15 protein-coding genes and 1 pseudogene are annotated in these 21,190 nt (G+C 73.2%); 11 read left to right on the plus strand and 5 right to left on the minus strand.

The features are described from left to right. From B1205_RS11495 to B1205_RS11505, 3 genes are all read right to left on the minus strand, one after another. Positions 1–1,382: bifunctional cytidylyltransferase/SDR family oxidoreductase (locus B1205_RS11495; protein ID WP_089155846.1), on the minus strand; the 1,382-nt coding region annotated here is incomplete at its 3' end. Positions 1,383–1,426: 44 nt separating this feature from the next. Further along, entirely contained in the window at positions 1,427–2,266 is an 840-nt protein-coding gene (locus tag B1205_RS11500) for an ABC transporter ATP-binding protein (RefSeq protein ID WP_089155592.1), read from the minus strand. Then, entirely contained in the window at positions 2,259–3,161 is a 903-nt protein-coding gene (locus B1205_RS11505) for an ABC transporter permease (RefSeq protein ID WP_089155593.1), read from the minus strand. The genes B1205_RS11500 and B1205_RS11505 overlap by 8 nt, the downstream gene beginning before the upstream one ends. Before the next feature lie 154 nt (positions 3,162–3,315). On the opposite strand from B1205_RS11505, the gene B1205_RS11510 reads away from it, so the two are divergent. The 7 genes and pseudogenes from B1205_RS11510 (at position 3,316) to B1205_RS31295 (ending at position 11,261) form a co-directional block, all read left to right on the plus strand. Then, entirely contained in the window at positions 3,316–3,948 is a 633-nt protein-coding gene (locus tag B1205_RS11510) for a TetR/AcrR family transcriptional regulator (RefSeq protein WP_089155594.1), read from the plus strand. A gap of 143 nt (positions 3,949–4,091) precedes the next feature. Continuing rightward, the gene (locus B1205_RS11515) at positions 4,092–5,201 is read left to right on the plus strand and encodes a DegT/DnrJ/EryC1/StrS family aminotransferase (protein ID WP_089155595.1); all 1,110 of its coding nucleotides are present in this window, start codon (positions 4,092–4,094) and stop codon (positions 5,199–5,201) included. Beyond that, the gene (locus tag B1205_RS11520; RefSeq protein WP_089155596.1) at positions 5,198–6,217 is read left to right on the plus strand and encodes a Gfo/Idh/MocA family protein; all 1,020 of its coding nucleotides are present in this window, start codon (positions 5,198–5,200) and stop codon (positions 6,215–6,217) included. Before B1205_RS11515 ends, B1205_RS11520 begins: the two co-directional genes overlap by 4 nt. Next, complete coding sequence (locus B1205_RS11525) at positions 6,214–7,893, plus strand: glycosyltransferase (protein ID WP_089155597.1); 1,680 nt, start codon at positions 6,214–6,216, stop codon at positions 7,891–7,893. The genes B1205_RS11520 and B1205_RS11525 overlap by 4 nt, the downstream gene beginning before the upstream one ends. A gap of 41 nt (positions 7,894–7,934) precedes the next feature. Continuing rightward, positions 7,935–9,499, plus strand: a pseudogene (locus B1205_RS11530) (glycosyltransferase family 4 protein). A 166-nt stretch (positions 9,500–9,665) separates the two neighbouring features. After that, positions 9,666–10,172 carry a hypothetical protein gene (locus tag B1205_RS31290; protein ID WP_254909864.1) on the plus strand — a complete coding sequence of 169 codons (507 nt, stop codon included), beginning with the start codon at positions 9,666–9,668 and terminating at the stop codon, positions 10,170–10,172. Positions 10,173–11,138: 966 nt separating this feature from the next. Further along, positions 11,139–11,261 carry a hypothetical protein gene (locus B1205_RS31295; RefSeq protein WP_254909865.1) on the plus strand — a complete coding sequence of 41 codons (123 nt, stop codon included), beginning with the start codon at positions 11,139–11,141 and terminating at the stop codon, positions 11,259–11,261. Between the two features lie 421 nt (positions 11,262–11,682). On the opposite strand, the gene B1205_RS11540 is transcribed toward B1205_RS31295, so the two are convergent. Continuing rightward, positions 11,683–13,053 carry a glycosyltransferase gene (locus B1205_RS11540; protein WP_254909866.1) on the minus strand — a complete coding sequence of 457 codons (1,371 nt, stop codon included), beginning with the start codon at positions 13,051–13,053 and terminating at the stop codon, positions 11,683–11,685. Positions 13,054–13,296: 243 nt separating this feature from the next. On the opposite strand from B1205_RS11540, the gene B1205_RS11545 reads away from it, so the two are divergent. Then, positions 13,297–15,222 (plus strand): hypothetical protein, encoded by a 1,926-nt coding sequence (locus tag B1205_RS11545; protein ID WP_089155599.1) that lies wholly within the window; start codon positions 13,297–13,299, stop codon positions 15,220–15,222. A gap of 16 nt (positions 15,223–15,238) precedes the next feature. Here B1205_RS11545 and B1205_RS11550 read toward each other — a convergent pair whose 3' ends face one another. Further along, positions 15,239–16,426 carry a hypothetical protein gene (locus tag B1205_RS11550; RefSeq protein WP_089155600.1) on the minus strand — a complete coding sequence of 396 codons (1,188 nt, stop codon included), beginning with the start codon at positions 16,424–16,426 and terminating at the stop codon, positions 15,239–15,241. A 280-nt stretch (positions 16,427–16,706) separates the two neighbouring features. On the opposite strand from B1205_RS11550, the gene B1205_RS11555 reads away from it, so the two are divergent. From B1205_RS11555 to B1205_RS11565, 3 genes are read left to right on the plus strand one after another with little or no spacing between them, the layout of a single operon-like run. After that, complete coding sequence (locus tag B1205_RS11555) at positions 16,707–18,266, plus strand: glycosyltransferase family 4 protein (RefSeq protein ID WP_089155601.1); 1,560 nt, start codon at positions 16,707–16,709, stop codon at positions 18,264–18,266. Further along, entirely contained in the window at positions 18,263–19,831 is a 1,569-nt protein-coding gene (locus B1205_RS11560) for a glycosyltransferase family 2 protein (RefSeq protein ID WP_089155602.1), read from the plus strand. Before B1205_RS11555 ends, B1205_RS11560 begins: the two co-directional genes overlap by 4 nt. 3 nt (positions 19,832–19,834) lie before the next feature. Then, on the plus strand, positions 19,835–21,118 hold the full coding sequence (locus B1205_RS11565) for a nucleotide sugar dehydrogenase (protein WP_089155603.1): 1,284 nt from the start codon (positions 19,835–19,837) through the stop codon (positions 21,116–21,118). Positions 21,119–21,190 lie beyond the last annotated feature (72 nt).

The raw sequence follows: 21,190 nt of genomic DNA on the forward strand, positions 1-21,190 counted from the left end.
ACGTCCAGGGACGCCTGGGCGACCGCCTCGGCGGAGAGCAGCGTGTGCTCCGGCTCCTCACCGAACGCCTTGGTCCGCATCGGGGTGGCGGTGCGCTCCGGGTTGACGCAGTTGACCCGTACGCCGAACTCGGCCCACTCGTCGGCGAGCGCCTGGGTGAGGTTGACCAGCGCGGCCTTGGTGGCCGAGTAGAGCGCGTAGCGGGCCCGGCCCCGGGTGTAGGAGCTGGACGTGTAGAGCAGCAGTTGGCCCTTGGTCTGCTGGAGGTAGGGCAGTGACTGGCGGGCGATGGTGACCGGGCCGACGAAGTTGACGTGCAGGAGGCGGTCCATCGTCTCGTCGTCCATCTCGGCGAGCGCGCCCTTCTCCAGGATGCCGGCGGTGACCACGACGTGGTCGATCCGGCCGGTGGCCTCGAACGCGGTGCGCAGCGCGGCGGCCACGTCCCCGGCGCGCTCGACGTGGGTGCCGGTGGTGGTGCGGCTGAACGGGAAGACCTGGGCGCCGTAGCGGCGGGCCAGCTCGGTGAGGTCGTGGCCGATGCCGTAGCTGCCACCGAACACCACGATGGTCCGGCCGGTCAGCTCCTCGGCGTAGCCGCGGTGGGTCAGCCGGGGGGCCTGGGCGGCGGCGAGCTGGAACAGCTTGTCGGCCAGGTGCACGTCGACCGGGTGGGTGACCTTGATGTTCTCGTCCGAGCCGTCGATCACCTTGATCGGGGTGCCGGGCAGGTAGCGCAGCACCACGCCGCAGTCGTCGGTGGCGGCGAAGTCGGGGTCGCCCTCGGCCCGCCGGTACGCCTCGCGGATGGTGCCGGAGCGGAACGCCTGCGGGGTCTGGCCGCGGCGCAGGCGGGACCGGACCGGGATGTCGGTGATGCACTCGTCCGCGTCGACCTGGATGATCGTGTCGGCCGAGGGGATGGCGACGTCGACCGCCGAGTAGGTCCAGAGCGCGTTCACGCACTCGCGGACGATCCGCGCGCTGACCAGCGGGCGGACCGCGTCGTGGAAGAGGATGTTGACGTCGCCCTCGCCGACCGCGTCGAGCGCGATGCGGGTGGTGTCGTTGCGCGTCTCGCCGCCCTCGATCACCTTGGTGACCTTGCGGAAGCCGGCGTCGGCGACGATCCGCTGCGCGTCGTCGACGTGGCCGGTGGCCATCAGCACGACGATCTCGTCGATCTCCGGCGCGGCTTCGAAGACGGCCAGCGTGTGCTCGATGATCGGCTTGCCGGCGATCTTCAGGAGCTGCTTCGGGATGCCCAGGCCGAGGCGGGTCCCGGTCCCCCCGGCGAGGATCACCGCCACCGTCCGCGAGGGGCGCCAGGGTGCCGGGTTCGCCGGCGCGGCGTCCGGTGCGGTGGGGTGGTCCTGCGTCATGTGCCGTACCTCACTCTGGGTGAAGGGGGATGGGTCCGAAAACCTTAACGCGTGCGGCGGGGCGCACCGTTCCCGGCGGATGCCGGGCCGGTNTTCTCGTACGCGTCGCAGACCTCGGTGGTGGGGCCGTCCATCCGCAGGACGCCGCTCTCCAGCCAGATGGTCCGTTCGCAGGTGTCCCGGATCGAGCTGATCGAGTGGCTGACCAGGAAGACCGTGCCGGCGCTGTCGCGCAACTCCCGGACCCGCTGCTCGCTGCGGGCCCGGAACTTCCGGTCGCCGGTGGCCAGCGCCTCGTCGATGAGCAGCACGTCGTGCTTCTTCGCCGACGAGATGGCGAAGCGCAGCCGGGCGCCCATGCCGGAGGAGTAGGTGCGCATCGGCAGCGAGGCGAAGTCGCCGCGCTCGTTGATCCCGGAGAAGTCGATGATCTCCGGGGCGATGCGCCGGACCTCGTCCGGATGCATGCCCATGGCCAGGCAGCCGAGCACCACGTTCCGCTCGCCGGAGAGGTCGTTGAGCAGCGCGGCGTTGACGCCGAGCAGGGACGGCTGGCCCTGGGTGTAGACCGCGCCGCGGGCCGGCGGGAGCAGCCCGGCGATGGCTCGCAGCAGGGTCGACTTGCCGGAGCCGTTGCTGCCGATCAGGCCGATGGCCTCACCCTCGTACGCGGTGAAGCTCACCCCCTTGACCGCGTGCACCTCGCGGATGTTCGGCGCCTTGGTGCGGGAGACGATCCGCTTGAGCGCGGAGACCGGGCTGGTGCCGCCGGTCGCGCCCTTGTGGATCCGGTAGATGACGTGGACGTCGTCCACCACGACGGTGGGGACCCGGCCCGAGTCGGTCACGGCGCCGGCGTTCACCGGCAGGGTCTGCTCAGCCACGGCCGTACTCCTTCTCTCCGCGCCAGAAGTAGACGAACCCGCCGACGCCCATCACGACCGCCCAGAACAGGCCGAGCGTCCAGAGCTTCAGCGGCGAACTCACCAGGTTCGCCTGGTGCGAGTCGAGCAGCGCGTAGCGGGCCAGCTCGATGAAGACCAGCGGCGGGTTCCACTCCAGGATGTTCGCCGCCCAGCTCGGCAGGTGCTCGCGGATGAGCGACACCGGGTAGAGCACGCCGGAGGCGTACAGCCAGGTGCGCATCACGAACGGCATGACCTGCTTCAGGTCGGTGACCTTGGAGCCGAGGCGGGCCATGACCATGCTCAGCCCGATGTTGAAGACGGTCTGGAGCAGCAGCATCAGGGGAAGCAACAGCCAGCGCAGGGTGATCGGCTCGCCGGTGATCAGCACGATGGCGGCCAGCACGACCATCGACATGAGCAGCTGCTGGAGCTGCACCAGGGTGACCGTGATCGGCAGTGCGGCGCGCGGGAACTGGAGGGCCCGGATCAGGCCCAGGTTGCCGGTGATCGCGCTGGTGCCGTTGGAGACCGCGGTCTGGGTGAAGATGAAGATGAACACGCCGGTGCAGAGGTACGCGATGAAGTTCGACACGTTCCGGTGCTGGGCCAGGATCACGCCGAAGATCAGGAAGTAGACCGCCGCGTTGGTGAGCGGGGTCAGCACCTGCCAGAGCTGGCCGAGCTGCGTGTTGCTCAGCGAGGAGGCGACCTTCGCCCGCGAGTACGCGGTGATGAAGTGCCGGTAGGCCCAGAGCCGGCGGGCGTACTCGCCCAGGGGCGGTCGTTCCCCGGCGACCCGGAGCCCGTACCGATGGGCCAGCTGGGCCCGGGTGAGTCCGGATTCCGGGTCGGCCACCGCGGTGTTGGCCATGATCAGGCGCTCCGATCTTTCGTGCCGATGGGGAGCAGTGCGGTGAAGAGATCCAGCGTGGCCGGGCGGGAAGGGGCCGCCTCGCTGCTGCATGGAAAGTAGTCCACCGAACGTCGGGACGCAACCGTACCGTCGTTGCGCTACATTGTCCCACGTGACGACCGAGAAGAGGCGTGCCCCGGCCGGCGCGGCGGTGCTGCGCGGGGAGATCACCAGCGCCATCCGCGCCGCCGTGTTGCAGGAGCTGGCCCAGGTCGGCTACGGACGCCTGTCGATCGAGGCGGTGGCCCGGCGGGCCGGAGTGAGCAAGACCGCAATCTATCGTCGGTGGCGCTCGAAGCTCGACCTGGTCCTGGACATGGTCTCCGCGGTGGCCGGGCGTAACCTCCCGCTGTTGGACACCGGGAGCCTCCTCGGCGACCTGGAGATCCTGCTGCACGTGATGGCGCGTGCCTTGCGTCACCGGCTGGCCGCGCAGATCATCCCGGACCTGCTGGCCGAGGCGGCGCGCAACCCGCAGATCGCCGAGAAGCTCCAGACCGCCCTGGACGACTACCAGCAGGCCGTCGGTCGCATCCTGATCGGCCGCGCGGTGGAGCGCGGCGAGCTGTCGCCGGACACCGACCGGCGGGCCGCGGTCGACCTGATCGTCGGGCCGGTCTACTGGCGGATGGCGATCTCCCGCGCCCCGCTGGAGCCCACGGAGGTGCCCCGGATGGCCGCCGCGATCGTCGCGGCGCTGCGGGTAGCATCCTTGGGGCCCGTCCGCGGCGAGGTGGAAGTGTGAGCCCCGGCGAGTCCCGCCGCGCCCCTCTCGTCGATCATGAACGGCGCGCAACATCTGATCGGACAGTCAGCGCCACCGCCGGTTTTCCCACCCAAACCGCTACCATCCCCCACACAAGTCACGCGTCGACAGGAGGAAGCCCCATGGTCGGGCCGCATCCAGAGTTCATTCCCCCAGCACGACCGGTCATCGGCGAGGCCGAGATCGAGGCGGCTGTCCGGGTGCTGCGGAGCGGCCGGGTCGTGCAGGGCCCCGAGGTCGCGGCGTTCGAGGAGGAGTTCGGCGACCTGGTCGCCGGCCGGCACTGCGTCGCGGTCAACTCCGGCACCTCGGCCCTCCAGCTCACCCTGATGGCGCTCGGCCTCGGCCCCGGCGACGAGGTCATCGTCCCGTCGTTCTCGTTCGCCGCCAGCGGCAACGCGGTCCGCCTGGTCGGCGCCGAGCCGGTCTTCGTGGACATCGAGCCGGGCAGCTTCTGCGTCGACCCGGCGGCGGTCGCCGCCGCGATCACCCCGAAGACCGCCGCGATCATGCCGGTGCACCTCTACGGCCACCCCGCCGCGATGGACCGGATCATGGAGATCGCGCAGCAGCACGGCCTCGCCGTCGTCGAGGACGCCGCCCAGGCCCACGGCGCCGAGCTGAACGGCACCCCGGTCGGCGCGTTCGGCACCGCCGGCTGCTTCAGCTTCTACCCGACCAAGAACATGCACTCGCTCGAAGGCGGCATGATCACCACCGCCGACGCCGAGCTGGCCCGCACCCTGCGGCTGCTGCGCAACCAGGGCATGGAGCAGCGGTACGCCAACGAGATCGTCGGCGCCAACATGCGGATGACCGACGTGGCCGCCGCGATCGGCCGGGTGCAGCTCACCCAGCTCGCCGACTGGACCGAGCAGCGCCGCGCCAACGCCAAGTTCCTCGACTCCGCGATCACCGGCATGCTCACCCCGCCGGTCGCGGACGGCGCGAAGCACGTCTACCACCAGTACACGGTGCGGGTGCGCGGCAACCGGGACGCCGCCCAGGCCCGCCTCACCGAGCTGGGCATCGGCAACGCCGTCTACTACCCGACCCCCATCCACCGGCTCAAGCCCTACCTCACCGAGGCCGGCACGCCCGGCCCGTGGGACCTGCCGGAGACCGAGCGGGCCGCCGCCGAGGTGGTCTCGCTGCCGGTGCACCCGTCGCTGAGCCAGGCCGAGCTGGAGCGGATCGCCGAGGGCGCGAACCTGGCCGGGGGTGCCGCATGAGCAAGCTTCGCGCTGGCCTCATCGGCCTCGGCGCCATGGGGCGCAACCACGCCCGGGTGCTGTCCAACCTGGACGGCGTCGAGCTGGTCGGCGTGGTCGACCCGGCCGGTGACGTGACCGGGACGCTGCGCGCCCCGGTCGTGCCCGAGCTGAGCGACCTGCTGGCGCTCGGCATCGACTACGCGGTGGTCGCCTGCCCCACCGCGCTGCACGAGAAGATCGGCCTGGAGCTGGCCGCCAACGGCGTCTGCGCGTTGATCGAGAAGCCCCTCGCGCAGTCGGTCCAGGCGGCCACCACGCTGGTCGAGGCGTTCGAGACGGCCGGTCTGGTCGCCGGCGTGGGCCACATCGAGCGTTACAACCCGGCGTTGCAGAGCCTGCGTACCCGGCTGGAGGCCGGCGAGCTGGGCGAGGTCTTCCAGGTGGTCACGCGGCGTCAGGGCCCGTTCCCGCACCGGATCGCCGACGTCGGCGTGGTGATGGACCTGGCCACCCACGACATCGACCTGACCGCCTGGGTGACCGGGCAGGAATACACCTCCGTGTCGGCCCGGACGGTCTCGCGCAGCGGCCGGCTGCACGAGGACATGGTCGCCGTGGTCGGTCAGCTCGCCGACGGCACGATGGTCAACCACCTGGTCAACTGGCTGAGCCCGCTCAAGGAGCGGTCCACCGTGGTCACCGGCGACAAGGGCTGCTTCATCGCCGACACGCTCACCGCGGACCTCACCTTCTACGCCAACGCCGCCATCGACACCGAGTGGGAGGCGCTGCGCGCGTTCCGCGGCGTGGCCGAGGGCGACATGGTCCGCTACGCCATCCCGAAGCGGGAGCCGCTGCTGGTCGAGCACGAGCGTTTCCGCGACGCGGTGGAAGGCAAGCAGAGCGACATCGTCACGCTGCGGCAGGGCCTGCGTACCGTGCAGGTCGCGGCGGCGCTGCTGGAGTCGGCCGCCGACGGCAAGGTCGTGTCGGTCGTGCCCAGCGGCAGCGACGCGGAGCCGGCCCGGCGATGAGCCCGGCGCCGCTGCGGCGGACGGTCTCGGCGGTGCGGCGGCGGATTCCCCGGCGGTGGCGCATCGCGCTCCGCCGGGCCGCCGCCGGCACGCGGCCCTTCCAGACCCCTTCGGTACGCGAGCTGTGCGAGCTGCCCGCCGGCACCCCGCTCCTGGTGCACGCGGGCGGGATCGCGGGCGACCGGGCGCTGGCCGGCGTGGTGGCCGCGCTGGCCCGGTTGCCCGAATGCCACCTGGCGCTGGTGCGGGGCGAGGCGGAGCGGTCGGCCGCCCAGGAACTGATCCGCGGGGCCGGCAAGGCCCGCCGCCGGATCCACGAGGTGCCGCGCCCGCACACGGTCACCCCCGCGTTCCTCGCCTCGGCGGACCTGGCCGTGTTCGGGTTCGCGCCGGACGCCGGTCTCGCGCTGCTCGACACCTACCTCGCGGCCGGGCTGCGGATCGTCGCGGCGGACAGCCGGGTGGTCCGCGAGCACCTGGCCCGGCACCGGGCCGCCGAGTTCTTCGCGCCCGGCTCGTTGCCCTCCTTCGCCAAGGCGGTGGAGCGGGCCCGGCAGCGCGACGAGCAGACACCCGCACCCGACGAGCCCCGGGTCGCACCGGTCGAGGCCGGCACGCCGGGCCCCTGGCGGCCGCTCGGCGTCGGCCCGGTCCGGTTGGGGCTGGGCACCGCGAACTACGCCGGACAGCTCTCCGCCCTGGCGGTGGCGCTCACCGCCGCGCGGGCCGACGTCGGCATCGAACTGGTGATGGCGAAGCCGCCGGAAACCTACCGCTACCCCGCCGACCGCTACCTGAACTATCCCGGCGAACACCGGCTCGACGTGCAGACGGAGCAGGCCCGCCGGGTGCTCGGCTGGTACACGCACCTGATCGTGGACGCGTTCCGCCCGGTGCTCGGCCGGGCCAACGGCGACGACATCGCCGCGGACCTGCCGGCGCTGCGCCGGGCCCGGATCAAGGTCGCGCTGCTGGCGCACGGCAGCGAGATCCGCCATCCGGGCGCGCACCTGGAACGGCACGCCGAGTCCGCGTTCCGGGACGCGCCGGAGGAGTTGCGCGAGCGGCTCACCACCGTGGCCGAGCGGAACCGGCGCACCGCCGAGGAGAGCGGCCTGCCGTTCTTCGTGACCACCCCCGACCTGCTGGACGACGTCCCGCTCGCCACCTGGGCGCCGCTGATCGTCGACGTGGACGGCTGGGCCTGCGACCGCCCGGTGCTGGAACGCGCCCGGCCGGTGGTGCTGCACGCGCCGTCGAAACGGTGGACCAAGGGCACCGACCGGCTCCTGCCCGCGCTGGAGGCGCTCGACGACCGGCGGATCATCGACCTGCGCCTGGTGGAGGGCCTGCCGTACGACGAGATGCGTCGCCTGGTGCAGGACTGCGACATCGTGGTCGACCAGTTGGTGATGGGCAGCTACGGCACGTTCTCCTGTGAGGGGATGGCCGCCGGCAAGGTCGTGGTGGCGTACCTCAGCGAGGGGCCGCACCGGGCGGTCGGCGTCTCGCCGCCGATCGCGAACGCCACGCCCACCACCCTGGTCAAGACGATCGAGTCGCTGCTCGACGACCGGCCCGCCGCCGTCGCCCTCGCCGCGGAGGGCACCCGTTACGTCCGCGAGCACCACGACGGGCGACGGACCGCCGCGGCCTTCGACGCCTTCCTCCGGTGAACCGCCCAGTGCCCGCCCCCGTCGACGAGGAGAAGCACCCGATGCAAGCTGGCCCGAAGAGCGATGCCCGACCGACCCGGGGACGGGTGGTGATGCTCGTCGACAACGGGGTCCACGGCGACTCCCGGGTGCAGAAGGCCGCCCGGTCCGCGGCGGACGCCGGCTGGGAGGTCTTCCTCCTCGGCATCCGTAACGCCCGCTCCGAAACCGACAGCTGGCGCATCGGCGGCGCCGAGGTGCGGTTGCTGCGCGTGCCCAAGCCGCTGCACCGGCTGCCCCGGGAATACCGCCGCTCGCTGCGCCGGCCGCTGGCGTACGCGTCGACCACCGAGGCCGCCTACCGGGTCCAGGAAATCAAGGCCTGGCAGGCCGACCTCTACGAGCGCCGGGTCCGCGCCCGCGTGCTCGGCGGCGGGCTGCCCGCCACCGTGGGACGGGCGGCCCAGCTTCCGTCCCGCGCCGCCGCGACCGCGCTGGCCCGTTGGGTACGGTTCCGCAGCGGGGAGACCCGCCGCCTGCGCAAGGCCCAGGCCGACCCGGAGGCGCTGTTCAGCCGGCTGCCCGTCCGGTTGTGGCAGGGCCTGCTGGGCGACCGTGCCTGGCGTCGGCTGGACCCGGGCCTGTGGGACTTCGAGCTGGCCTTCCGGAGCACGCTGGACGAGCTGAAGCCGGACATCATCCACGCCAACGACTTCCGGATGCTCGGCATCGGCGCCCGGGCGACGCTGCGGGCCCGGGCCGCCGGCCGGAGCACCAAGCTGGTCTGGGACGCCCACGAGTTCGTCGGTGGCATCACCGGCCGGGCCGACAACCCGCGCTGGCTGCCCGCCCAGATCGCCTACACGGCCGAGTACGCCGCCTACCCGGACGCGGTGGTGACGGTCTCCGACACCCTCGCCGACCTGCTCCAGGAGACCCACGCGCTGCCCGAGCGGCCGGCCGTGGTGCTCAACGCGCCGATGGCCCCGCCGGCCGAGGCCGACGGCGACGTGCCGGATCTGCGGGCGCGCTGCGGCGTGGACGAGCGGACGCCGGTGCTCGTCTACGCGGGCGCGGTGAACCCGAGCCGGGGCTGCCAGATCATGGTGGAGGCGCTGCCGGAACTGCCCGACGTGCACGTCGCGTTCGTGACGATGAACCCGAACGGCGACAANTGCACCTGCTGCCGTACGTGGCGCACTGGCAGGTGGTGCCGTTCCTGTCCGGCGCGGACGCCGGGGTCATCCCGATTCACCACAAGCCCAACCACGAGCTGGCGCTGATCACGAAGTACCTCGAATATTCGCACGCCCGCCTGCCCATCGTGGTCAGTGACGTGAAGACCATGGCGCAGACCGCGCGGGCCACCGGCCAGGGTGAGGTGTTCACCGCCGGGGATCTGGCCGACTACGCCCGGGCGGTGCGGGCCGTGCTCGCCGACCCGGAGCGCTACCGGGCCGCCTACGACAAGCCCGGCCTGCTGGAGGCCTGGACGTGGGAGGCGCAGGCGCGGATCCTCGACGGGGTCTACCGCTCGCTGCGTGACGGTTCCGGCACCGGCGGGGCACGTCCGTCGTCGGCCCGGCGGTCCGAGGACGAACAGGAGCTGGCGGGCACCTCGCGCTGACCCCGGCACGTAACACGTCGGCCGGCTCCCCCTCGCGGGGGAGCCGGCCNCCGGCGGCTCCAGCAGCAGCCGGTCGAAGTCCTTCTGCGTGACCGACCAGTCCCAGGCGCTCAGCACGTGCGCCGCCGCGGCCCGACCCGCCTCGCGCCAGACCTCCTCCGACGCGGTGAGGGCCAGGATCCGCTCGGCGGCCTCCTCCGGCGTGCCCACCACCCAGTCGCTGGGGAAGAGGCTCCGCGCGCTGTGCGGCCGGCCGGCGAAGAACGGCCAGTCGCGGACCACCGGCACGGCGCCGCTGGCCGCGCCCTCGACGAGCGCGCAGTGGAAGCTCTCCCGCAGCGAGGTGCTGAGGATGACCCCGACGTCGGTGAGCGCGCCGGGCACGTCGTCGGTGCGGCCGGTCCGCACCACGGCGCCGGACGCCTCCAGTTCGGCCAGTTCGGCGTCGAGGTCCCGCACGTACGCCGCGACCGCCGGGCTCAGTTCCGGGTTGAGCGGGTCGCCGACCAGCTTGAGGCGGTACCGCTCGTCGCGTCGGCGCAGCTCCCGCAGCACGGCCAAAGCCCAGCGGGGGTCCTTCGCCAGCGAACTCAACCCGACCAGCCCGAGGGTGAACCGGCTGTCGGCGGAGACCTTCGGCGCCACGTACCGGTGCAGGTCCATCGCGTTGTAGATCATGTGCGTCCGGGGCCCCTGCGGGGCGCGCAGCCGCGGCACCGCGGCCAGCGCCAGGTCGCGGAGGTGCTCGGAGACGAAGACCACGTCGTCCACCCGGGACCAGTCGGTCAGGTGCGGCCACCAGCTGAACGCCTCGAAGCTGTGCAGGCGCACGATCACCCGGGTGGTGCCCGGGTCGATCATCGTCAGCATCGCGGCGCCCAGGTTGCACCAGTCCACGAAGACCGTGTCGGCCCACTCCAGGTGGGGACCCCAGGCCTCCTGGACCTCGCCGGCCCGCTTGGAGGCGCCGGCGAGCATGTGGAGCGCCACGTTCGTGCGGCCGTTGCTGAGCACCGGGAGGATCGACTCCTCCATCAGGTCGAGCCGGCGGACCTCCACGTCGGGCATCGCCTCGTAGCGTTCCAGGATCGGCCCGAGGAAGTTGTCGTTCAGCCCGGTGAAGAAGAGCATCCGGTGCGGCCGACCGGCCGGCGGGAACGTCGCCGGGCTCTGCCGGCCGCGCGGGGTCGCCATCGCCTGGCCGGCCTCGCTGGTGTGCAGCGGCGCGAGGAACCCCTCCGGGTCCTCGGCCAGCGGCGAGGTGGTGCCGTCGAACTGCACGATCCGGTGGAACATCAGGTTGAAGGCGCGCAGCACGTGCGGGGCGGCCTTGCCCGGGTTGCGCTTGCGGAGGAAGCCGTCCGCGAGCTTGAGTTGGCCACGCACCACGGTCATCAGGTGCTCGGGCACCCGGCCCTGGCTCAGCTCCGCGTCGACGATCGGGCCGAGGAGCTGCCCCCGGGTGGTCGGGCTCTTCAGGCGACCCTGCGCGGCCAGCGCCAGCCGCTTCGCGCTGGCGCCGTGCCCACTCTTGAGCATGCTGCCGGTGACCCGCCGGGCGATCTTGCCCCGGTGTCGTTCCGGCAGGCCGGGCGCCGTGACGGCGCCCTGCCAGAACCAGCGCACCGGGCTGAGTTTCATGGCCCGCTTGCCGGTGCTGATCTCGAACACCCGCTTCGCCAGGTCGACGGTCTGGTTGCGGGTGGCGCTCGCCAGCACGGTCGGGGCGGGGCCCACCGTGCTGAGCCGGGGGCGGCGGTAGCGCGCCGGGTCGGCGGACCGATTCTCCACCGCCCGCAGCGCCGGGGCGATGCCGTAGACGGCGTCGGCCCGGCGGTACCGCTGCGCGAGCTGCCAGACGGTGTGCAGGGCCTGCGCGTCCAGGGCGACCAGGACGTCGGCCCGTTTCGCGTGCCGGCGGACCCACGGGTCCCGCTGGGCGCGCAGCCACGGCCGCCGGGCCGGGCTCGCCCGCTTGACCATCCGGCCGAACCGCGGGCCCAACTCGGTGGAGGTGGGCAGCAGGTGCACCTCGGCCAGCTCGGTCGCCGCCGGGATCTTCTCCACCGGGTCGAAGGTGGTGGCCACCCGCACGGTGACGCCCCGGGCGCGGAACTGTTCGAGCGCGTCGGTCAGGACCGCCACCCGCCCGGGGACGGCGCCCATCACCATCAGGACCTCGATCATGACCTACCTTCTCGGGCCAGGACGCGCGCGCCGGCGGGGGCGGGCTGCGGTGCGCCGGTCGGACCGCCGGTGCCCCGCACCAGCTCGGTGACCTCCCGGACGGCGGGGATGAGCTGCTCCTCGCGGGCGTACTGCCGCGCCTGCGCGCGGGCCTTCTCCCGCTCGTCGGCGTCGGCGGTGCGGGCCATCGCGGCGGCCCGCCGGAACGCGCTCGCCAGCTCGGCCGGGTCCAGCCCGACCGCGCCGGTCCAGAGCGGGTAGGTCGACAGCACGGTGGAGGCGTCGTGGTCGGCCTCGTGGGCGGAGACCACCGGCAGCCCGGTGGCCATGTACTCGTAGACCTTGCCGGAGGTCATGTACCGGCCGCCGGTGACCATCAGCACCACCGCGTCCCAGCGCGAGTAGAGGTCGACCACCTCGGCCTTGGGCACCGAGCCGCCGACCAGCACACCGTCGACGGCGGCGGCCCTGAGCAGTTCGGCGTGCGCGTTGTCGCCGCGCGCCCAGGCGGCGCCGATGTGGCCGCGCACCTCGAAGCGGGCGTCGGCCAGCGCCGGGTCCTCCGCGCGCGCCGTGCGCCAGCCGTCGAGGACGGCGGCCAGCAGCGGCACGGGCAGGTTCAGCGCGCCGAGGTAACCGAAGGTCAGCGGCCGGTCCGGCGGGGCGGGACGGACCTGGGTCGGGATGCTGGCCGCGTCGTAGCCGTTGCGCACGACCCGCATCTTGTGGGCCAGCTCGGGGTAACGCTCGCGGTACCAGCGGGAGATCGGCTCGTTCACGTTCCAGATCGCCACGGCGTCGGTGAGCAGCTTGATCTCCCACTGCCCGGAAACCGACTCCCGGGGGAACGCCTCACCGTTGTTGATCACGTCGACGGACCAGCCGTCGCGGAAGTCCACCACGTACGGCACCCGATGGGTCTCCCACAGCTTCCAGGTCGCGGCGAGGTTGACGTACGGGGCGCAGGTGGTCACCAGCAGGTCGACCGGCCGCTCCCGGTGGATCTGGAGCAGGGCCTTCTCCAGCGCGGGACGCCAGCCGCCGAAGACCGGCTCGGGGAAGACCTTCAGGTTCTGCTTGCGCAGGTCGGCCAGGTAGTCCTTGTGGGCCAGGGCGCGCTGCTCGGTGAACGAGCGGATGTCGGTCTCCAGGTCGTCCCGGAACAGCGGCAGCTTCACCACCCGGACGCTCGGGTCCACCCCCTGGGAGAGGGTGTGGTCGAGCCCGTACTCCCGCTCCCAGGCCTCGTCGGCGATGGTGACCGCGGTCACGTCCCACCCGGCGGCGGCGAACTGGTTCGCCGTCTCCCGCATCCGGTAGGCGCAGCTCTTGGCCGCCGGCGGAAAGCCGATCGCCAGGTAGATCATGTGCGGTCGTGTCCCGGACCGTCGCGGCCGGGGGAGTCTCAACGAGTCCCAGAGAGTTCGCCCGTTGTTCATCGATTCCGATCCTGGGGAGGTGGGGAGAGCGGAACGGCCCTCGGACAGCGTGCGGACACTACAATAACGCCCATCCGCGCACCGGACCCGCCGCCGCCCGGCGGGCGGCGGCGGACACGCCGTCTCGACCGGCCCGCGACCGGGGCCACCGCTTTCGTAGACTCCTGGGCCATGACCGCGCCCGCGCCCGACACCCGCGACCGTGAGCCCGTCCCCGCCCGGGACGCCGAGGCGACGGGTGACGGCACGCCCGACCCGGCGGCACCCGCGGACGCCGAGCGCGCGTCCGGGCTCGCCACCCGGGAGGACCGGCCGGCGACCGGGGACCGGGCCCACCCGGGCGCGGAGCCGGCCGCGCCGGGCGGCCGGGTCCGGCGGTGGCGACGCGTCGACGCCCTGGTGGCCCTGGCCTACCTGGCCGGCGCGTTCTGGGTCACCGCCCGGGGGTGGCGCGACTTCGACGGGCGGCTGCTCGGCAGCCGCCCCAACGACCAGGGCTTCAACGAGTGGATGCTGGCGTACGCGGCGCACGCGGTCAGCCACCTGGAGAACCCGTTCTTCACCACCCTCCAGAACGCCCCGACCGGGGTGAACCTGATGACCAACGTCGGGATGCAGCTCCCCGGGCTCGTGCTCACCCCGGTCACCCTGCTCTTCGGGGCGTCCTTCTCCTACCTGCTGTTCATCACGCTGAACCTGGCCGGCACCGGCTACGCCTGGTACTACGTGCTCTCCCGGCACGTGGTCGACTCCCGGGCGGCCGCGTTCGTCGGCGGGCTGTTCTGCGCCTTCGCCCCGGCGCTGGTCTCGCACAGCAACGGCCACCCGCACATCACCGCGCAGTGGCTGGTGCCGTTCATCCTGTGGCGGGTGGTCGCGCTGTCCCGGGGCGGGCGCGTGGTCCGCGACGGCCTGGTCCTGGGCGGGCTGGTGGTGGCGCAGTTCTTCGTCAGCCTGGAGATCCTCTTCCTCACCGCGCTCGGCTGCCTGATGCTGGTCCTGGCCTACCTCGTCGTCCGGCCCCGGGACGCGGTGCGCCGGCTGCGCCCGCTGCTGCCCGGGTTGGGGATCACCGCCGTGCTGGTGTCGGTCGCGGCGGCGTACCCGCTCTGGATGCAGTTCGCCGGGCCGCAGCACCGGGTCGGTCACCCAGGCACCCCGGACATCTACGCCCTGAAGCTCGGCTCGTACGTCAGGTTCGCCACCCAGTCTGTGGCCGGCGGCCCGACCAGCGCGGTCGGCTGGGCGCCGAACACCACCGAGCAGGCCAGTTTCTACGGCTGGTCGCTGCTGGTGGTCGCGGCCGCGGCGCTGTGGTGGCTGCGTCGGGACTCCACCGCCCGGGTGCTCGGTGCGGTGGGCGTGGTCTCGGCGCTGTTCTCCATCGGCACCACCTGGACCTCCGGCACCCGCCGCACCGACATTCCGGCGCCGTTCGCGCTGGTGCAGGACCTGCCGGTGTTCGACTCCGTGGTGGTGGCCCGGTTCGCGCTGATCACCACCGTGGCGCTCGGCGTGCTGCTGGCCGTCGCCGGTGACCGGCTCGCCGCCCGGCGCGGGGAGCCGGCCGGTCGGCTGGCCGCCCGCGTCGGCGCCGTCGCGGTGGCCGCCGCGCTGCTGCCGGTCCTGCCGATGCCGCTGGAGGCGCGGGGCCGCACCCCGGTGCCGGAGTTCGTCACCGGTGGCGCCTGGCGGGACCACGTCGCGCCCGGCCGCACCCTGGTGCCGGCGCCGGTCAACGGCATGACGTCGCTCTACTGGAGTTCCGCCGCGGTGGCCGGCTTCGCCGTCCCGGAGGGCTACTTCCTCGGGCCGGTTTCCGCCACCGACGCCACCGGGCGCTGGGGCGTGGACCCGCAACCGACCGCGACGCTGCTCGCCGCCGTCTCCCGGGGCGAACGGGACACCGCGGTCGGTCCGGCCGAGATCGCCCAGGCGCGGGCCGACGTCCGGTACTGGAAGGCCGACGCGGTGGCCCTGCCCGACCGGGGCGCCCGGCGGCACGACGACCTGAAGGCCGTGCTCGACGCGCTCTACGGCCCGGGCCGGCGGGTCGAGGACGTGTGGCTCTGGGACGTCCGGCCGTTCACCCGCTGACCGGCGACCGGCCCGGTCAGGGTGACTTCGTCCAGATCAGCAACAGGTAGCCGCCGAAGTAGGTGGAGAAGACCACCAGCGTCACCAGCACCGTGGCCGCCCGGGCCCGACCGGCCCGGGCCAGGCCCACGGCGGCCGGCAGCAACAGCGGGAACGCCGGCAGCAGGAACCGCGCCTTGGAGTGGTAATAGCCGGACGCGCCGAGCGTGGTGACCAGCAGCAGGCCGCTGTAGAGCAGCAACTGCCAGGGCTGCCGGTCGATCGCGCTCAACACGAAGAACATGATCGACAGCAACGCCACCACGGTGACCACCAGCAGCGGGAGCGCGGCCACCTGCGCCAGGGCCTGCTGCCCCCGGTCGACCGTGTAGACGCCGAAGTCGAAGCTGGTGCCCCAGCCCGCCGACTGGATGTGGAACCACCCGTCCGGTCGGCCGGTCCGCACCCCCACCCAGGCCAGGTAGCCCAGCCAGCCGGCCGGCGCGAGCAGCAGCGCGGCCCAGGGCCGCCAGCCGTCGCGCCGCCGGACGATCGCCAGCAGCGCGGCCAGCCCCACCACCGGGATCAGCGACGAGGCGGTGGGCCGGGTCAGGCCGGCGAACAGGCAGACCACCCCGGCGGTGACCCAGTGCCGGCGCAGCAGCGCGTACAGCGTCCAGGCGGCCAACGCGGTGAACAGGCTCTCGCTGTAGCCCATCGACTCCACGACGCCGTGCGGCACCGCCGCCCAGAGCGCGGCGAGCAGGACGCCGGTGCGCCGGTCGTGCAGGTACGCGCCGATCGCGAACAGCCCCCAGGCGGCGGCCACCCCGGCGAGCCACGCCACGACCAGGGCCGCCTCGCGCGGGCTGAGCGGGGAGATCCGTTCCAGGCCGCCGGTCAGGCCCGGGTAGAGCGGGAAGAACGCCATGTTGCTCTGCGTCTTCTCGTAGCCGTCGTAGCCGTGCCCGGCGATCCCGAGGTACCAGTTGCCGTCGGCACGGGTGAGCAGCTCCACCGGGTCCAGCCCGGCGTTGTCCGCCCAGACGTGGACGGTCACCAGGCCCACCAGGCGGATCACGGCGTAGATCACGAGCGCCGGCAGCGCGTACCGGGCGGCGTCACGCAGCCGGCCCAGCGCGGGCCGGCCCGGGCCGGGCTGCTCCGGCGTCGCCGACGGGGCCGGCGCCGGTCGGCTCGGTTCCTCGGTCGTCACCACGTCCATTGTGCGATCCCGTCCGCCCTGAGCTGGGAAGATCCGGGGCCCGCGCGGTGCGGCCGGACGACCCGGCGGACGACCCGGGGCGGCCACCGGTCGTTGAACAGCATGGAGGGTAGCAATCCACGCGACAGGTCGTGGAGCACCGCCGGCGGTGGGCGTGCCGCGCGAATCCCTTGTCGTAGACTCGCTCCGGTCCGCGGGCGTGGTGCTGGCGACGACGAAACGGGCAGGGATGGGATCTGACGGCACGACCGCAGCGGCGGCCACCCGGGGACGGGTCGTCATGCTGGTGGACAACGGGGTCATCGGGGACTCCCGGGTGCAGAAGGCGGCGCGCTCCGCCGCCGAGGCCGGCTGGGACGTCGTGCTGCTCGGCCGCGCGCCGGTGGGCCAGCCGCAGAGCTGGCGGCTCGGCGACGCCGAGGTGCGACTGATCCCGATGGCGGAGCCGCTGGCCCGCCGCCGGCACGAGTTCCGCCGCGCCTGGCTGCGTCGGCCGCTCGCCTACCCGCCGAGCGGCATCGCCGCGCACCGTACCCAGTCGGTGAAGGCGTGGCGCGCGGACCTGGCGGTCCGCCGGGCGGCGCTGACCACCGCGGCCCGGGAGTCCGGCGCGGGCCGGCCGGGCGGGCTGCCCTGGGCCGCGCTGCGCGCCGAGGAGAAGCTGGCCGGGCTGACCCGCAAGTGGGTCGGGTTCCGCAACCGTCAGCTCACCCGCGCCCGCGCCGGCCGCAAGCTGACCGGCCCCTGGGACCGCGCGTACACGCTGTTCTGGCAGAAGCTGCGCGGCGACGGCGCGTGGCGTCGCCTGGAGCCCGGCCTGTGGGACTACGAGCTGGCCTACGGTCCGGTCGTCGACGACCTGGCGCCGGACCTGATCCACGCCAACGACTTCCGGATGCTCGGCGTCGGGGCGCGGGCGAAGGTCCGGGCCGCCGCGAAGGGCCGCCGGGTCGCGCTGGTGTGGGACGCCCACGAGTACCTGCCCGGCGTGCAGCCGTGGCGCGACAACGCCCGCTGGCTGCCCGGCAACGTGGCCCACGAGCGGGAGTACGTGCCATACGCGGACGCGACCATGACCGTCTCCGGTGGCCTGGCCGACCTGCTGCGCGACGAGCACGGGCTGGCCGAACGCCCGGCGGTGGTGCTCAACGCCCCCGCGGTGGACGAGCTGCCGACCGACCCGGCCGAGCCGGTGCCGGACATCCGCGCCCGCTGCGGTCTCGGGCCGACGGAGCCGCTACTGGTCTACAGCGGGGTGGCCGCCGCCAAGCGCGGCCTCGGGGTGCTGGTCGAGGCGCTGCCCCGGCTGCCCGACGCGCACGTCGCGCTGGTGGTCAACAAGCCCGCCTCGGCGTACGTGCGGGGCCTGGTCACCCGCGCCGGCGAACTGGACGTGGCGGACCGGCTGCACGTCCTGCCGTACGTGCCGCACCACCAGGTGGTCCGGTTCCTCGGCGGCGCGCAGGTCGGCGTCATCCCGATCCAGCACTGGCCGAACCACGAGATCGCGTTGATCACCAAGTTCTTCGAGTATTCACACGCCCGCCTGCCGCTCGTCGTCTCCGACGTGCGGACCATGGCCGAGACTGTCCGGGAGACCGGCCAGGGCGAGGTGTTCCGCGCCGAGGACGTGGCCGACTTCGTCCGGGCGGTCACCGCGGTGCTCGCCGACCCGGCGCGGTACCGCGCGGCGTACGACCGGCCCGGTCTGCTCGCTGACTGGACCTGGGAGGCGCAGGCGCGGGTGCTCGACGACGTCTACTCCCGGCTGCTGCCCGACGCCCCGCCCCGACCGGCCGCCCCGGCGTCGGCGTCGGCCTCGATGGAGGTGACGGTGTGAGCACGCCGGACGTGACCGTGGTGGTGGCCGTCTACAACACCATGCCCTACCTGACCACCTGCCTGGACTCGCTGCTCGGGCAGAGCATCGGGCGGGACCGGTTGGAGGTCGTCGCCGTGGACGACGGCTCCACCGACGGCAGCGGCGCCGAGCTGGACCGCTACGCGAAGCGGCACCCGGGGACGGTCCGGGTGCTGCACCAGGCCAACTCCGGCGGCCCCGCGGCGCCGAGCAACCTGGCCCTGGACCACGCCCGCGGCCGGTACGTCTTCTTCATCGGCTCCGACGACCACCTCGGCCCGGAGGCGCTGGAGCGTCTGGTCGACGCCGCCGACCGGTGGGACTCCGACGTGGTGCTGGGCCGGATGGTCGGCACCAACAAGCGCTACGTGCACCAGGCCGTCTACGCCACCACGCAGGAACGGCTGGACCTGTTCGACAGCGCGCTGCCGTGGTCGCTGTCGAACACCAAGCTGTTCCGGCGCGACCTCGTCGAGCGGTACGGCCTGCGTTTCCGCACCGACATGCCGATGGGCAGCGACCAGCCGTTCACGCTGGAGGCGTGCTATCGGGCGCGCAAGATCTCCGTCCTCGGCGACTACGAGTACTACTACGCGGTCAAGCGGGACAACGCCCAGAACATCACCTACGCCAGCCGGTTCGAGGAGCGGTTGCGCTGCGCCGAGGAGCTGGTCGGCTTCGTGGCCGGCCTGATCGGGCCCGGCCCGAAGCGGGACGCGGTGCTGGTGCGCCACTTCACCTGGGAGGTGGCGAAGCTGCTCCGGGAGGAGTTCCTCGCCCTCGCCCCGGACGTGCAGCAGCAGGTGCACGACCGGATCCGCAAGCTGGCCGAGGCGTACCTGACCGAGGGCGTGCTCGCCCGGATGGCGTCGGCGGAGCGGCTGCGGCTGGCGGTGGCGCGCGACGGCGGGCCGGAGTCGCTGCGCGAGTTGATCGGGCAGCAGTCGGAGAAGACGCTGCCCGAGGTCACCGTCGCCGACGGCCGCTGGTACGCCCACCATGTCGGGTTCCGCGACCCCGCGTTCGGCTACCCGGACGAGTGGTACGACGTCACCGACCGGGCCGCCGCCCTGCTGGCCAGGCTGACCGCGACCGGGCTGGCCTGGGGGCGGGACGCGGCGGGCGCCCGCGCCCTGGTGGTCACCGCGCGCAGCCGCTGGGCCGAGCTGGCCGAGCTGAGCGCCGAGGCGCTGCGGGTCAGCGTGGGTGATCTGACCGGTGTCACGGCCGTGACACCCGACGGCCCCGGTACCGTCGTACGGACGGACTTCGCGGTGGACCGGCTGCTGGCGGTCGTCGCGGCGAACGGGGAACGACGGACCGTACGCGCCGAGGTGTCCGCCCTGGGCGGGGCGGGCACCGCGCCGCTGCGCACCGAACGCCACGTCGCCGCGCCCCGGCTGCTGGCCCGGCGCGGGGCCCGGGTGCATCTCGTCACACCCACCACGAACCACAAGGGCCAGGTGATCGTCGCGATCACGCCGGTGACACCCGGTCGGTTCCTTGCCCGCCTGCGCCGCATCTGGCCTTCTGGAGGAAAGTAGTTCATGAACATCTGCGTCGTCGCGCTCGGAAAGATCGGCCTGCCGCTCGCCGTGCAGTTCGCCTCGAAGGGGCACCGGGTGCTCGGTGCCGACGTCTCCGAGCGGGTCGTCCAGCTGGTCAACGACGGTGCCGTGCCCTTCCCGGGCGAGGCCGACCTGGACGTCAAGCTGAAGGAGGCGGTGGCCGCCGGGCTGCTGTCGGCCACCACCGACACCGCCGCCGCGGTCGCCGAGTCGGAGGCCGTCGTGGTGGTCGTGCCGCTGTTCGTGGACGCCGAGGGCGTGCCGGACTTCGGCTGGATGGACGACGCCACCCGGGCCATCGCCCGTGGCCTGAAGCCGGGCACGCTGGTCAGCTACGAGACCACCCTGCCGGTCGGCACCACCCGCAACCGCTGGGCGCCGATGCTGGAAGAGGGCTCCGGCCTGAGCGCCGGCAAGGACTTCCATCTGGTGTTCAGCCCGGAGCGGGTGCTCACCGGCCGGGTCTTCGCCGACCTGCGCCGCTACCCGAAGCTGGTCGGCGGCATCGACGAGGCGTCCGCCGCGCACGGCGTGCGGTTCTACGAGTCGGTGCTCGACTTCGACGCCCGCCCCGACCTGGACGAGCCCAACGGCGTGTGGGACCTCGGCTCGGCCGAGGCGTCCGAGCTGGCAAAGCTCGCCGAGACGACCTACCGGGACGTGAACATCGGCCTGGCGAACCAGTTCGCCCGCTTCGCCGACACCGTCGGCGTCGACGTCACGAAGGTCATCGCGGCCTGCAACACCCAGCCGTACAGCCACATCCACTCGCCGGGCATCGCGGTCGGCGGCCACTGCATCCCGATCTACCCGCGGATGTACCTGTGGAACGACCCGGCCGCCACCGTGGTCCGCTCGGCGCGCGAGGCCAACGCCGCCATGCCGGAGTACGCGGTGGACCTACTCGCCGCCGCGTACGGCGACCTGACCGGGGTGGGCGTGCTGGTGCTGGGCGCCGCCTACCGGGGCGGGGTCAAGGAGACCGCGTTCTCCGGCGTCTTCCCGACCGTGGAGGCACTGCGCCGCCGGGGTGCGACCCCCTACGTCTCCGACCCGATGTACACCAACGAGGAGCTGGCCGCGCACGGCCTGCCCGGCTACGACGGCGAGCCGGTCGGCGCCGCGGTGATCCAGGCCGACCACGCGGAGTACCGCACCCTCGCCCCGGCCGACCTGCCGGGTGTGACGGTGCTGGTGGACGGCCGTCGGGTCACCGACGCGGCCCGCTGGGCCGGCGTGCGCCGGGTCGTCATCGGCGGCTGACGTCACGAGTGCGCGGTGGGCCCCGGCCGTCTCGGCCGGGGCCCACCGTGGTTGTGCGCGCGGGCGACAGGT

The organism is Micromonospora sp. NBS 11-29, assembly GCF_002140155.1.
Classification (GTDB): domain Bacteria; phylum Actinomycetota; class Actinomycetes; order Mycobacteriales; family Micromonosporaceae; genus Micromonospora.